Here is a 13,273-nt window from a genome sequence, read left to right as displayed (position 1 = left end):
GTGCATCTGCCGGATCCTGCCGGGCTCATCCGGCAAGATCCGAAAGCGACGACCTAGGCGGTGTGGTCGAGGATCGCGGCGGCGACGGTCGGCCAGTCGGCGCGATCGACGCCGTGCCCGGCGTCCTCCAGGGCCAACAGCCGCGCCCCGGGGATCCGTTCCGCGAGCACCTCACCGTGCCGGAGCGGGAACATCGGATCGGCGGTCCCGTGGATCACCAGCGTGGGTACGGCGATCGAGGACAGGGGAGCCTCGGGGACCTGGCCGTCCGTCAGCGAGTCGTGGTTGCGGGCCGCGTCGACATCGTGCGCGCGCTCGACATCGCGGCGGACGAGGGCGCGTGCGCCATCCTCGTCGAACGGGCGCCGCCCTCCCGCGAGCACCCTCGCGTAGGCCACCTGCTGGTCGATCACCGAATCGGTGTCCGGCCGGTCGACCGGGGTGGCCGAGACGAACCGTGCGAACTCCTTGGTCGGCGGGGGCAGGTCCGCGGGCAGCTCGCCGCGGTCGGGCACCGCGGGGGAGGTACTGATCAGGACGAGCGAGAGCACGCGGTCCGCGTGATCGAGCGCGAGCAACTGCGCGAGGGCCCCGCCCGCCGAGACACCCACGACGTGCGCGGCCGGGACCTCATGGGCGATGAGCACCCGGACGGCGTCGGCGACCAGGTCCGCGCCGGTGTACCCGGGGCGGCCCGGCTCGTAGGTGACCGACCGGCCCGTGTCCCGGTGGTCGTAGCGGATCACGAACCGCCCGCCCGCGGCGAGCATCCGGCAGAAGTCCTCCTCCCACCAGAGCATCGAAGCCCCCAGGCCCATGATGAGCAGGACGGGCGGATCCGCCGGATCGCCGAAGGACTCGGTGCACAACTCGATGCCGTCGGTCTCGATCACACGCTCGGCCACCACGGCACCTCCTCGCCCGTCCCGTCCCGTCATGCCCACGGACGGGAGGCATCGGTCAGTCGGTAGGACCCGCCGCCGCGGACAGCAGCACGTCCACGAGTCGGTCGGCGGCGTCCGGCCGCCCGTACGCACGGGCCCGCGCCGCCATCGCCGTCCGTCCCGCGGGGTCGGTCAGCAGCGGACCGACCGCCTCCGCGAGGGTCCGCCCGGTGACCTCACCGAGCAGGGCCACCGCGGCGCCCGCATCCGCCAGGTGCCGCGCGTTGTGCGCCTGCTCGTTCCCGGCCGAGGTGGCCAGCGGCACGAACACCGCGGGCTTGCCCAGCGCGGTCAGCTCCGCCAGCGTCCCCGCACCGGACCGGGACACCACCACATCGGCGAGCGCCAGTACGTCCGGCAGCTCCGGCCCGACGAAGCCCGTCAGGTGGTACCGGCCCGCGAGGAACGGATCGAGGGCCGCGGCGGCGGACCGCAGCTCGTCGACGTTGGCGGGCCCGCACTGGTGGATCACGTTCGCGTGACCCAGCAGCCACGGAAGGACCTCCCGCACCACGCCGTTGATCTGCTGGGCGCCCTGCGCCCCGCCGGTGACGTAGACGGTGGGAAGACGCCGGTCGAACCCCGTCAGGTTCAGCGCGTGGACCGCCTTGTCGGGGTGCCCGGTCAGGATCTCGGGCCGCACCGGGTTCCCGGTGACCACGGCCCGGTCGCGCACCTCGGCCGGCAGCAGCGGCAGGGACGACTCGGAGGACACCGCGATCCGCGTGGCCGATCCGGCCAGCTTCCGGTTCGCCAGTCCCAGCCGGACCGTCTGCTCGTGCAGGACCAGCGGACGCTTGCACAACCGGGCGGCCAGCCCGGCCGGAACGGCCACGTACCCGCCCGTCGCCAGGACCACGTCCGGCCGGAACTCGGACACGATCGTACGGGCCTGGGCCACTCCGAGCGGCACCCGTGCCATGTCCTTGACATTCGCCGCCGAGAGCATCTTCAGAGGATTCGCCGATCTACGGATCTTCCCCGTGGCGACCGTCCGGAACGCGATGCCCTCCGCCGGGGCGACGCGCGCCTCCAGACCGTCCGCGGTTCCGATCCACAGCACGTCGAGCGTGGCGCCTTCGGCCGCGAGACGGCCACGCAACGTGCGGATCGCTGTCAGGGCAGGGTAGGTGTGACCGCCGGTCCCACCGCCCGTCACGAGCAGGCGGAAGGGACGGGGGTGCGAGGAAGCGTCCATCCGGCAACCCTACTGTCCGTTCCACCCGTGGCCTTCGATCGGGTCGGCGGACCGCCGAAGGCCCCTCGACCGGCTGCTCCGCGCAGCGTCCTGGTGGCCCCGATCCACCCGGACAGTCCAACGGGCGCGGCCTACGGTGGACGACTACGCTGAAACGGCACCCCGCCGACACGCCCCTGGTCCCGCGGTCAGGGCCGGCGCGGCCGGCTCAGTTCAGCACGAAAGGCGGTTCCGTCATGGCCACCAGGTCCGACGCTCCCGTTCTCGACACGCTCGCCGCGATGACCATCGACTCCATCGAGCACTGCGGCATGGACGAGAAGACGCTCATCACCACCCGCATCGCCGCCCTCGTCGCCATGGACGCCCCGGCCATCTCCTACCTCGCCCACATCAGCCCCGCGGTCAAGGCCGACTTCACCGTCGAGCAGCTCCAGGACGTGCTCGTCGCGATCGCCCCCGTCGTGGGCACCGCACGCGTCATGTCGGCCGCCGCCCACATCGCCCAGGCGTTCGGCGTGGCCATAGCGATGCTGGAAAGCGAAGCCGAAGCCATGGCCAACGCCGAATCCGAGAGCCGCCACAAGGCGTCCTGATCGTTGCCCGACCGGACCCGCCCTGCGCGCCGGTCGGCGAACCCCTGAGGACCGCTCCGGCCGACGGGGCGTGCGGGTGCGCGCCCGGCGGCTCGGGTGACGGACGGGGCCCTCGGGCGTTGTTCCCGGCATGACCGAAGACCTGCTGGACGTGCTCCTCGACGGGGTCACCGAACCACGCCTGAAACTGCTGAGCGGGGACGAGGCGAGAGCCTTGATGGTCCTCCTCGAAGTACTCGACGACGACGGACAGCCCGAGGAGGTCCGGCAGGCGGCGGGGGAGATGCGCTTCCGTATCGCGTCCCGTCTGGCCCTGCCGCTGTAGGTCGGACGGCCCGCAAAGGCCCCTGGGCGGGCGGGCCGAGGGCACGGTCGAGTGGTGTGCATGATGGTGCGGTGACGAACATGGGTACCGACCACGTGAAGGTCCACTTCCGGATGGACATGGGCGAGGACGGCCGGCCGCCGGTGGGCGTCGAGAGTCTGTGGGCCGTCGACCTCGGCGATGACACCGTGCGGTTGGACAACACACCGTGGTTCGTACGCGGAGTCGCGAGCGACGACATCGTCCGGGTGGAGGTCGACGACGGCGGCGTCCGCTGGGCCGGGGAGACGGTCCGGGCTTCGGAGAACTGCACGATCCGGCTGATCGTGCTGAAGGATGGCGGTTCGGTCGCTGCCCGGCAGAGCGTCCTGGAGGTCTTCCACCGCCTCGGTACGACCGGTGAGGGTCTCGAGCAGTACCGGATGGTGGCCCTGGACGTCCCGCCGACGGCGGACCTTCCGAAGATCCGCGAGCTCCTGGAACACGGTGACACCAAGGGCTGGTGGCACTGGGAGGAGGGGTGTGTCACCGCTGCCTGGAGGGCCACCGCCTCGGATTGAGGCCCCTGACGCGGCCACCGGCTCACCGGCGCTGGGCGTCGAGCCATTCCTCGCTGTTCCCCATGACGGGCATGGCGCCGGCCGGTTCGAACCGGATGGCAGGGTCATCGCTGTGGATCAGGCCGAAGGAGCGGCGCCGCATCACCGCGGCGCGGCGAGCCTGGTCGGCGATGATGTCCCGAACGATCTGGGCGGACCGTGGGCAGGCGGCGGCGAACCGGTCGTAGTCGGTGTCGGACAGGACGAGCCCCGTGCCTTCCGGTGAGTCGTCGTACGGGCCGTGGCGCGGCACATCGCCGAGCCGGTCGTCGAGCGCGTCGAGGTTGTGGCCGCAGCGGTCGGGGAACCCCAGGCCGGTCACGGGCCGGCACCCGCTCCTCGAACCCGCTTCGCCACGCATCCCGATCAGCGACGACCCGTAGCCCGGTCATCCGCCCGCTCTAGGAAGCCCGTCGGGACTCATCCAGCGGTTCCGACCGACGCGCGGTGGTCGGGGTGTCCCCGCCGCCGGCCGGCGGCTCCGGACGGGCCGTCACCAGCTCCGGTTCGAGGCCCTGGGCGGGCGTGGTGCGCGGGCGGCCGATGTCGCCGCGCCACGCCTCGAAGGCCAGGGTGGTGGCGGTGACCACGGCGAGGCCGAGCAGCCAGCCCCCGACCACGTCGCTCACCCAGTGGACGCCGAGCGCGACCCGCGTGCCGCCGACGCCGAGCACCGCCGCCACGGCGAGCGCCCAGGCCGGTACGCGCCACGCCCGCGGTACCAGCGGGAGCAGGACCAGGAGCAGTACGGCGCAGGAAGTGGTGGCCGTCATGGCGTGTCCGGAGGGGAAGGAGAAGCCGGGCGCGTGGGACACCGGGTCGGGCAGGTGTGGCCGGGCGCGCTCGACCACGTTCTTCGCCAACAGGCCCACCAGGCCACTCGCGACGGCGGTCACGGCCGCCCACGCGGCCAGCCGCAGCGCCCGGCGCCACAGCAGCCACACCACCACCGCGGCCACCAACAGCCGCATGGTCAGCGGCCCCCAGGCCACGTGCGTGAGGAATTCGAGCACCCGCACCCAGGCGGGGTGGTCGAGCGCGGTGCGGTGCAGCCACTCCGCGGCACCCTGGTCGAGGCGGCGCAGCGGCGGCCACCGCGACTCCACCAGGACCAGCGCGAGCGAGAAGGGCACCGCCGCCAGGGCGGTCGCGGCCGAGGTCGCCACCAGCCGCATGCCGAACCGGGCGTCGGGCCCGGTCCGCCCGGACACCAGTCGCGCGAGCAGCCGCCGAGGGAGGCGCCGGGATCGGGGCCGGGACCGGGGCTGGTGTCCGGTTCGGGGCTCGGGTCGGGTTCGGTCGGATCGCTCCGTCATCGTCGGTGGGGTTCCTTTCTCCGTACGGTGGGGCAGGGTCCCGCGGGACCGTGGGGGGCGGTGCGGTGCCTCAGCTCCCCGGGTCCGCCGTGACCGGCTCGTCCACGCCCGCCCGTACGGCTTCCAGTTGGGCGGCGAAGGACAGGCCCAGGAAGAGGGCGAGCGAGGTGAGGTAGGACCACAACATCAGTGCCATGACCGCGCTGAGCGGCCCGTACACGGTGGTGAAGGAGCTGTCGGCCCCGACGTACACGCTCAGCGCCGACGTCGCGCCGAGCCACAGCACCAGGTAGACGGCGGCGCCGAAGGCGAGCCAGGTGTAGCCCGGTTGGGTGCGTCGTGGGGAGCGGCGGAAGACGGCGCTGGTGGCCACCACGGCCAGCAGGATGCCCACCGGCCGGCGCAGCACCTCCCACACCTGATGGGTGGTGGGTCCCAGGTGGTACACCTCCGTCATCGCGCGACCCAGGTCGGAGCCGAGTACGGTGACCGAGAAGGCGAGCCCGAGGGGCAGCCCCGCCGACAGCGCCATCAACAGTCCACGGGTGTACTTGCGCAGGAAGGGGCGGTCGCGCTCCACGCCGTAGATCCGGTTGGCGCCGCGCTCGACCTGGCACATGCCGGTGGTGACGTTGGCGATCGAGAACAGCAGACCCAGCCAGAGGGCCACCTCGCCACCGTCCCCGGCCTGCCGGCGGCTCTCCCGCAGGGCGTCGTCCACGACCCCCTGGCTGGGACCGCTGACGAGCCGGCGGATCGTCAGCTCCGCCATCCGCCCGATGTCCTCGGTGTGCAGCACTCCGGACAGGCCGATGAGCGCGATGGCGAGCGGCAGGATCGCGAGGACCGTCTGGAGGGCGAGGGCCCGGGAGTGGCTGAACCCGTCGGCGTACCGGAACCGGAGAAAGGAGTCCCGTACGAGGTTCCAGCCGCCGTAGCGGCGCAGCGCGGCCCACGCCTCCTCGGCGGAGAGCTCCTCGCCCCGGACCCGCAGCTCGGCCTCCGCCGCCTCCACCTCGCTGCGCTGGGGTACGCGGGTGGCGGTGCCCATGTCAGCGCACCCCGATCGGCTCGGCCGGCCCGGGGGCGGGCAGGTAGACGCGCAGCGCACCCGGCTCGACCTCCGCCGTCAGCCGGGTTCCGGCGGCGAAGGCGTCGCCGTCGACCTCGCGCGGCTGGGGTCGGGCGAAGCACAGGTCGATCCGTTCGGCACTGAAGTACTCCAACGCCCCGTGCGCCGGCCGCCGGTTCGGACCGGTGGCGCGGCGCGGCCCGGGTGTCCGCGTCGCCGAACGCGTCAGGAGGTGCCCGGCTGCCGCGAGCCATCCCGCGACGCCCCGCGGATCGAGGAGCACCACGTCCAACCGGCCGCTGTCGGGTCGGGCGTCCGGCAGGAGGGGGAGCCCGCCCTGCAGCGAGCCGACGTTGCCGAGGACGACCATGCGGGCCCGCCGCTCCAGCGGTGCGCCCCCGTCGAGCCGGACCGACAGGCGCATCCGGGGATCGCCGAGGTGGCGTAGGGCGGAGAGTACGTACGCGACCCAGCCCAGACGCTGCTTGAGCCGGGCGGAGGCGTCCCGGACCATGGCGGCGTCGAATCCGGCCCCGGCCATGACCGTGAACCGGGTCGGCTCGAGGCCGTCACCGTGGATCCGGCCCAGGTCGATCCCGACGGCGGTCCCGGCCAGGGCCTCCCGCAGGGCCGCGTCGGGATCGGAGGGCAGCCGCAGGTTGCGGGCGAGGAGGTTGCCGGTGCCGCAGGGGACGACAGCCAGCGGGATCGCGCCGCCGGACAACACGTCGGCGCAGGCCCGTACCGTGCCGTCGCCCCCGCAGACCACCACCAGGGCGGTGTCCGCCTCGGCCACGCGGGCGGCGAGCGCGCCCGCGGGCTCCTCGGCGGTGGTCGGGGTCCACACCTGGTCCCGGTAACCGTGGTCGCGTAGGAGGGCCCGTACCCGCGCGGCCGTGTCGTCGCCGCAGCCGTGCGGGTGGCGGACCACCACGGCCCGGCGGGGTCCGGCGGGAGCGTCGACACGGGTCGAACGGGCGGAAGGGGCGAGGGCGTCGGGAGCGGTGGCAGCGGGCATCGGGGTGGCAGCGGGCGTCGGGGTGGCGGCGTGGACGTCGTCGTCCGGGCGGCTCCGGGGCGCGGAGAGGCCCGTCGGGATGCTCGCACCGGGCCTGGACGGGAACAGCGCGTACGCCATCACCAGCAAAGTGCACCCGCCGTTGAGCAGCCCCACCACGACATCCGAGGGATGGTGCATGCCCCGGTACACCCGGGAGACGGCCACGGCCGCCGGCACCAGCAGGAGCAGACCCAACACCAGGACGCGCCGGGCACCGCGCAACCGCCCGGCCGCGAGCACGGCGAGTCCACCGAAGAGCGCCGTGGCAGCCCCGACGTGCCCGGAGGGGAAGCTGGAGGTCGGCGGCGCCGCGTCCAGGTGCGGCACGTCGGGCCGGGCACGGCCCACCACCATGGTGACGAACAGGAAAACGGCGGACTGCGCAGCCACGGACCCGGCCAGGAACGCGGCATCCCGCCACCGGCGGACCCGGGGGACCAGTAGCAGGGCCAGCACGGCGACGAGTGTCAGCGTGACGATGCTCTCGGTGGAGGCCAGGAGTGACATCCCCTCCGAGACCGCCGTGGCGAGGGCCTCACGCCGGTCCGCCACGGCCCGGTTGACACCGTCCTCCACCGAGAGGGGCCATCGGCCGGCCAGCGGCCCGGTCACCAGCAATCCCAGACCGGCGAACGAGGCCGCCTGCAAGGGCAGCAGCAGGAGGAGGCGGCCGGGTCTCATGCCTGCGGTGTGTGCGTTGCTCATTGACGGCGTGTTGCCCGCCCCGGCCCGGTCATGCGTCCCGCCGACGCGTCGACCAGGGAAAGCGACGGCGACGGTCCGGGTGGATCCGCCCGGATGGACGGGCGGGGTCGGGGCAACAGCGGGCCATGGCCGTTCTTCGAAAGCTCGCCCGCCCCCTGCTCGCCGCCCCGTTCGTCACCGGCGGACTACGCACCCTGCGCCGCCCCGAGACCGTCGCCGAAGTGGCCGGACCCGTCGTCCGGGAGGTCGGGAAGCGCATCCCGGCCCTTGCCGGGGATCCGCTGCGGTTGGTGCGCGTCACCGGCACGGTCCAGGCCGCGGCGGCTCTGCTGTTCGCGACCGGGCGGGTCCCGCGCCTGAGCGCGCTCACGCTCGCCGCCACACTCGTGCCGACCTCCCTCACCGCCCATGCCTTCTGGACGGTGGAGGACCCGGAGGAGCGCGCGCGGCAACGCGCCCACTTCCTGGCCGACCTCTCCACGTTGGGAGGGCTCCTCATCGCCGCCGCGGACACCCACGGCAAGCCCTCGCTCGCCTACCGTTCTCGGCACGTGCTCGACCACCGCCACCCGGTGGATGCCGTCCGGCGCCCCGTCGAAGCGGCCGCGTCGCGTACGGTCCACCGGGCCAAGGGAGTTGCCGTCTCCCTCACCGGCTCCCGCTGAGCCCCGACCGAACAGGTAGGAGGACGACATGGCAGACGCCGCCCGCCGCAACGCCCTGCGGATACCCATCGGTCCGCCGCTCCGGCCGAGCGCACTGCGCCCGCGCTTCCTGGCGGAGGTCCTGGCCGGCGTCACCCGGAGCGCGCGGCGGCGTAGGCGCCCGGCCATCGGCCCCACCTGCGCAGGGGCGGCCGAGCGCCGGTCGTTCTCCGGCAGGGAGGTCGGTTCCGGGGCGGGTGCCACGGGCGAGCCGCGGTGCGGGGACGACGCCTCTGCGGGGGCCGCCGCCGGCCGTCGGGAGCGCGCCCACGAGGCGGTTGTGTCCCGTACGGCCGGCCCCGACGACCTGGCGGCCCTGCTCGCCATGCTGGACCTGCGGACCGGGCCGGACGAGAGGACGGTCCGACCCGAGGACGGCTGAGGCCCCTGTCCGGTCCCCGGTGGGTCGGGGTCCGGCAGGGGCTGATCGGGCGCGTGTGTGACCGTGTGTCACGGGGTGGGTGCGGAGTGCTGTGCGGTGGGGTTCTACTTCGGGGCCGGAGCGGGTGCCGGTGCCGGTGCCGGTGCCGGGGCGGGTGCGGGCTTGTCGGGCTTGTGTTCGCAGTAGACCTTGCCCTGGTAGAACTTGCAGCCGGGCATGTTCTCGATGTCGCGGACCTTGTTCTTCTTGCCCTGGTGCTTCTGGTTCTTCCTGCTCTTGTCGTTGTGTCGGTCGTTCTTCTTGTCGTGGTGGTCGTGGCCGCTCCTGGCGTGGTCCACCTGTCCGGCGGTGGGCGGGGTCGTCCGTGCGGTGGTCGTCGCGGCGAAGGCGCTGCTGGGTATCAGCACGCCGCCTCCGACGATCGCGGCCGAGACGGCGAGCATCGCGTAACGCTGCTTCCGGGAGGTGCGGACCATGGGAGTGACTCCGATGTGAGGTGGGGGGAGGGGTTCGGTTCCAGAGAATCTCGGGCGGTTTGTCCCGTTTTGCTCTCTGTTGAAAAGAATGACCTCGGGGTTTCATGAAGCTGTCCGTCGACTGTCACAGGCGCGTGACAGGCCCCCGCCCCCCGCTCAGGGCAGCCGTCGCCAGTCCGGGTCCAGGCGGTCGGTCAGTCCGGCGGCGGCGAAGGCGGCCTCCAGCTCGGCGTGGCCTTCGGTGAAGTGGGCCCAGCTGTCGCAGTGGACGGGAACGACGCGGCGGGCATCGAGGATCCGGGCGGCCTCGGCGGCCTGCGGGCTGTCCAGGACGATCGGCCGCCCGTCGAAGAGGACGGGGAAGCGGGGGGCTCCGGCGAAGAGGATGGCGGTGTCCACCGGGGCGAAGCGCTCGGCGATCTCCTTGACCGCGGTGAGTGAGGCGTTGTCGCCGCTGATGTGGACGGTGGGCAGGCCCTCGCCGGTCAGGACGAAGCCGACGACCTGGCCGAGGATCGGTTCCACCTCCTCGCGCGCCCCGGGTCCGTGAACGGCGGGAACGCCGGTGACGGTCACGCTGCCGCCGCCCGGGCGGTTCAGTTCGACGGATTCCCAGTCGGCCAGACCCTTCGCCCTGTCGCCCAGGCGCCGCGCGCCGGCGGGGGTGGTGAGGGTGAGCGGGACGCCCGCGAGCAGGGCTCGGCCGGAGGTGTCGAGGTTGTCGGGGTGCTCGTCATGGGAGAGCAGGACCACGTCGATGGGGCCGAGGTCGCCGGGGGTCGAGGCGGAGGGGGCGGTCTTGGTCAGGGTCACGCCGGGCGCCGGGTAGTCGCCGGGACCGTCGAAGGTCGGGTCGGTCAGGAAGCGCAGGCCTCCGTACTCGAAGAGGGCGGTCGGGCCGCCGAGAACGCGGACGGGGAATCGCTCTGTCGGTATGGGCGCAGCGGACATGGGAGTACACCTCACGGATGGATTCGATTGAACCGTGAGGTGACCGTACGTGCTTCTCACGGATGACCGCAAGGCGTACCATGAGGAATGTGAAGGAGTCCGCGATGGAAGAGCCCGTCCCGCCCCCCGCCCAGGGCGAGGAGGAGCACATCTCCCTCGCGCTCGCCAACAGCGCCGTTGCGCGGCCCGGCGGACACACCGTCGACCTCTTGGGAACCCCGAAGCGGGCGAACCGTTGGCTGGCGGAACGCGACCTCGCCCCGGTCGACGCCGGAATCCAGGAGATGTGCACGACGCAGCTGCGCTCGCTGCGCGAGCAGGTCAGGTCACTGTTCGCGGCCCGTGCCGCGGGCCTTCCCGCCCTCCCCGCCGCCGTCCGGGCCGTCAATGACGCGATGACGCGCGTCCCCACCGCCCCCCTGCTGCGGTGGGACGACAAGAACGGCCCCTACCGCGCCACGACCCACCCCACCACCGCGATCCTCGACCACGCGCTGGCCGCACTCGCCGCCGACGCCGCCGACCTCCTCACCTCCCCGGACGCCGAACGCCTCACCGCTTGCGGTTCCACCCCCTGCAACCGCTACCTGCTCCGCCAGGGCCGCCGCCACTGGTGCTCCACCCGCTGTGGCGACCGGGCCCGCGCCGCCCGCGCCTACGCCCGCCGCAGCCGGCCCGGGACGGAATGACGCCGCTGTCGTCGCAGTCGTCGTCGCCGTCGTCGCCTTCGGATACGCCGTCCGGGTCGGCCCTGGGTGACCGGGGTGTGCTGGGCGGGTCCGCCCGGCGTTCCCGGGCGATGATCCGTTGCGGACCATGCCGGCGTCCGGCCGTCCTCCGCCTCTGGCCGTAGGGGGCCGACGGCCCCTCCTGAAAGGCCCCGCTATGCGCGCTTACGTCATCGACGCCTTCGGCGACACCCCTAGCCTTCGGGACGTTCCCGTTCCGGACCCCGGGCCGGGCGAGGTGCAGATCAGAGTGCGTGCGGCGGGAGTCAATCCGCTCGACTTCAAGACGGCCGGCGGAGAGTTGGCCGGCTCGGGAGCCGAGTTCTCCTTCCCCCTCACCCTCGGCTTCGACGTGTCCGGTACGGTGACCGCGGCCGGCGAGGGCGCCGACTTCACCGTCGGCGACGAGGTGTTCGGCCTGGTCTGGCCGCGCTCCTTCGCGCACGGCTCCTTCGCCGAATACATGACCGCCCCCCAGCAGGCGGCCCTCGCACTCCGCCCCGAGAGCTTGGACCCCGTGGCCGCCGCGGCACTGCCGATGACCGGCGGAACCGCGCAGAGCGTGGTGGACTGGCTCGGCCTGACCGAGGGTGAGAAGCTCCTGGTGGTCGGCGCGACCGGCGGCGTCGGCTCCTACGCGCTGCAGATGGCCGCCGACCGAGGCGCCCACGTCATCGCCGTCGCGGCCGCCTCGGACCACGAGTACGCCCGCTCCCTGGGCGCGGCCGAGACCATCGATCACCGCACCACCGATGTCGCCGACGCGGTCCGCTCCGCGCACCCCGACGGCATCGACGCCGTGATCGACCTCGCCGACGACGCCGAGACCGTCTCCACGCGTATCGCACCTCTGTTGCGCGACGGCGGCCGGCTGCTCAGCACGGTCTTCGCCACCGACCCCGACGCGCTCGCTGCCCGGGGGGTCAGGGCGGTGAACTTCGCCTACCGCGCCACCGGCGAGGACATGGCCCGTCTCGCCACCGGGGTCACGGCGGGCGGCCTGCGCGTCGCCGAGACCCGCGCGTACCCCCTCACCTCCGTCGACGAGGCCCGCACCGCCCTCCTGCACGGGCATGTCCGCGGCAAGCTCGTCATCACGCCCTGACCGTCGTCGAGCGGGCGCGCGCGGTCGGTGGAAGAAGGGTGCCGGAGCCGCGAGACGCTCGCGGCTCCGGCAGTCGGCCCCGGGGGGAGGGCCGTTTCGGGTGAGCGGGGGTGGACGCGGCGGTGCGCGGCCCACCCCCGCTCAGGGTCAGCCCGCGGAACGGTCCAGGGTGCTGTCGGGGATCCAGGAACCGTGGAGTCCGGCGCTGACGCGGTGGGGGAGGTGAACGGTGGCGATGCGGTCGAGGCCCGAGGCGTCGAGGACCAGGAGCTGCGAGGCGTTCTGCTTGAGGTCGGAGACGACGGTGAGGAGGTAGCCGTCGTCCTCGCCGGTGGCGCCGGTGGCGGGGACGAAGACGGCTTCGCTCGGCATGCGGGCGTCGCCGATCCGGTGGATGCGGCGGGCGCCGGTCGTGCGGTCGTACTTGACGATGCCGTAGCCGCCGAAGCCCTTCTCGTCGGGGAAGGAGACCGCGTACTGGTAGCGGTTCTCGGCGCCGAGGTAGTCCTCGTTGAGGGTGGGGAACTCGACGGGAAGGTCGTCGATGATCTGCTCGTCGACGGAGCCCGCGATCAGGTCGAGCACCCAGCGGCGGGTGTAGGAGCGGGTGACCGGCTCGCTGCCGCGCTCGGGGGCGCCGATCCACCAGTTCCAGGAGAGCCGGAAGCCCTCACGGTCGACGGTGGGGCCTTCCAGGACGATGCGGCCCTGGCCGTCCTCGTAGGCGTTGGAGACGTGGAGCATGTTCCCCGGCTCGATGGAGAACCAGCGGGTGTGGCGGGCGCCGTCCTCGCCACGGGGCATGACGCCGATGCGGGAGGGCTGGTGATCGCTCCAGCTGTACGGGATGCCCGAGCTCTCGGTGTGGTCGAAGGTGACGTTGCCCTCGACGAAGACGACGTGCCGGCGGGTGATGGCGAAGTCGTGCTTGAGGGAGGCGGTCGCCCCGGGGACCTCGGCGCTGTGGGTGATGGCGCCCTTGGTGTCGGCGACGTAGTGGGTCAGGAACGGCGGGAAGGGCGAGGAGCCGAAGAAGTGGAGTTCCCCGGTCACGGGGTCTTCCTTGGGGTGCGCGGTCATGGCGGTGCGCAGTGTGCCGTCGAAGTCGTACG

Annotated in this window: 16 protein-coding genes; 7 read left to right on the top strand and 9 right to left on the bottom strand. The window is 73.1% G+C overall.

The genetic code is table 11. The annotated features are described in order from the left end of the window. Nucleotides 1-53 precede the first annotated feature (53 nt). Both ACGFYY_RS26185 and ACGFYY_RS26180 read right to left on the bottom strand, forming a co-directional pair. Entirely contained in the window at nt 54-905 is an 852-nt protein-coding gene (locus tag ACGFYY_RS26185) for an alpha/beta fold hydrolase (RefSeq protein WP_393712912.1), read from the bottom strand. Between the two features lie 55 nt (nt 906-960). Continuing rightward, nucleotides 961-2,142: a UDP-N-acetylglucosamine--N-acetylmuramyl-(pentapeptide) pyrophosphoryl-undecaprenol N-acetylglucosamine transferase gene (locus ACGFYY_RS26180; RefSeq protein WP_365265899.1), complete on the bottom strand. Its 1,182-nt coding sequence runs from the start codon at nt 2,140-2,142 to the stop codon at nt 961-963. A 236-nt stretch (nt 2,143-2,378) separates the two neighbouring features. On the opposite strand from ACGFYY_RS26180, the gene ACGFYY_RS26175 reads away from it, so the two are divergent. The 3 genes from ACGFYY_RS26175 (at nt 2,379) to ACGFYY_RS26165 (ending at nt 3,623) form a co-directional block, all read left to right on the top strand. Beyond that, entirely contained in the window at nt 2,379-2,738 is a 360-nt protein-coding gene (locus tag ACGFYY_RS26175) for a carboxymuconolactone decarboxylase (protein ID WP_365265901.1), read from the top strand. Nucleotides 2,739-2,868: 130 nt separating this feature from the next. Continuing rightward, entirely contained in the window at nt 2,869-3,063 is a 195-nt protein-coding gene (locus tag ACGFYY_RS26170) for a hypothetical protein (RefSeq protein WP_365265903.1), read from the top strand. Between the two features lie 80 nt (nt 3,064-3,143). Next, nucleotides 3,144-3,623, top strand: a complete 480-nt coding sequence (locus ACGFYY_RS26165) for a DUF4265 domain-containing protein (protein ID WP_393713139.1) — start codon at nt 3,144-3,146, stop codon at nt 3,621-3,623. A 22-nt stretch (nt 3,624-3,645) separates the two neighbouring features. Here the strand turns inward: ACGFYY_RS26165 and ACGFYY_RS26160 are convergent, their stop codons facing one another. The 4 genes from ACGFYY_RS26160 to ACGFYY_RS26145 all read right to left on the bottom strand — a co-directional run bounded on the left by ACGFYY_RS26160 (nt 3,646) and on the right by ACGFYY_RS26145 (nt 7,815). Continuing rightward, nucleotides 3,646-3,984, bottom strand: a complete 339-nt coding sequence (locus ACGFYY_RS26160) for a barstar family protein (protein WP_393712908.1) — start codon at nt 3,982-3,984, stop codon at nt 3,646-3,648. Between the two features lie 79 nt (nt 3,985-4,063). Next, nucleotides 4,064-4,978 (bottom strand): phosphatase PAP2 family protein, encoded by a 915-nt coding sequence (locus ACGFYY_RS26155; protein ID WP_393712906.1) that lies wholly within the window; start codon nt 4,976-4,978, stop codon nt 4,064-4,066. Between the two features lie 70 nt (nt 4,979-5,048). Beyond that, entirely contained in the window at nt 5,049-6,029 is a 981-nt protein-coding gene (locus ACGFYY_RS26150) for a YihY/virulence factor BrkB family protein (protein ID WP_393712904.1), read from the bottom strand. A 1-nt stretch (nt 6,030) separates the two neighbouring features. After that, the gene (locus tag ACGFYY_RS26145) at nt 6,031-7,815 is read right to left on the bottom strand and encodes a diacylglycerol kinase family protein (protein WP_393712902.1); all 1,785 of its coding nucleotides are present in this window, start codon (nt 7,813-7,815) and stop codon (nt 6,031-6,033) included. A 125-nt stretch (nt 7,816-7,940) separates the two neighbouring features. Here ACGFYY_RS26145 and ACGFYY_RS26140 point away from each other — a divergent pair, with 125 nt between their 5' ends. Continuing rightward, nucleotides 7,941-8,480, top strand: a complete 540-nt coding sequence (locus ACGFYY_RS26140) for a DoxX family protein (protein ID WP_393712900.1) — start codon at nt 7,941-7,943, stop codon at nt 8,478-8,480. Between the two features lie 28 nt (nt 8,481-8,508). Continuing rightward, entirely contained in the window at nt 8,509-8,901 is a 393-nt protein-coding gene (locus tag ACGFYY_RS26135) for a hypothetical protein (RefSeq protein WP_393712898.1), read from the top strand. Between the two features lie 104 nt (nt 8,902-9,005). On the opposite strand, the gene ACGFYY_RS26130 is transcribed toward ACGFYY_RS26135, so the two are convergent. Further along, on the bottom strand, nt 9,006-9,377 hold the full coding sequence (locus ACGFYY_RS26130; RefSeq protein WP_393712896.1) for a hypothetical protein: 372 nt from the start codon (nt 9,375-9,377) through the stop codon (nt 9,006-9,008). 156 nt (nt 9,378-9,533) lie between these two features. Beyond that, nucleotides 9,534-10,328: an MBL fold metallo-hydrolase gene (locus ACGFYY_RS26125; RefSeq protein WP_393712894.1), complete on the bottom strand. Its 795-nt coding sequence runs from the start codon at nt 10,326-10,328 to the stop codon at nt 9,534-9,536. An 80-nt stretch (nt 10,329-10,408) separates the two neighbouring features. Here ACGFYY_RS26125 and ACGFYY_RS26120 point away from each other — a divergent pair, with 80 nt between their 5' ends. Further along, complete coding sequence (locus ACGFYY_RS26120; RefSeq protein ID WP_393712892.1) at nt 10,409-11,017, top strand: ABATE domain-containing protein; 609 nt, start codon at nt 10,409-10,411, stop codon at nt 11,015-11,017. Nucleotides 11,018-11,213: 196 nt separating this feature from the next. Beyond that, nucleotides 11,214-12,161 carry an NADP-dependent oxidoreductase gene (locus tag ACGFYY_RS26115; protein WP_393712890.1) on the top strand — a complete coding sequence of 316 codons (948 nt, stop codon included), beginning with the start codon at nt 11,214-11,216 and terminating at the stop codon, nt 12,159-12,161. A 147-nt stretch (nt 12,162-12,308) separates the two neighbouring features. On the opposite strand, the gene ACGFYY_RS26110 is transcribed toward ACGFYY_RS26115, so the two are convergent. Beyond that, on the bottom strand, nt 12,309-13,273 hold a 965-nt coding region (locus ACGFYY_RS26110; RefSeq protein ID WP_393712888.1), incomplete at its 5' end, for a carotenoid oxygenase family protein.

Source organism: Streptomyces sp. NPDC048331, from assembly GCF_043201215.1.
Taxonomy (GTDB): domain Bacteria; phylum Actinomycetota; class Actinomycetes; order Streptomycetales; family Streptomycetaceae; genus Streptomyces.
The sequence above is the reverse complement of the archived record's forward strand: the minus strand, read 5'-3'. Positions and strand labels throughout refer to the sequence as shown.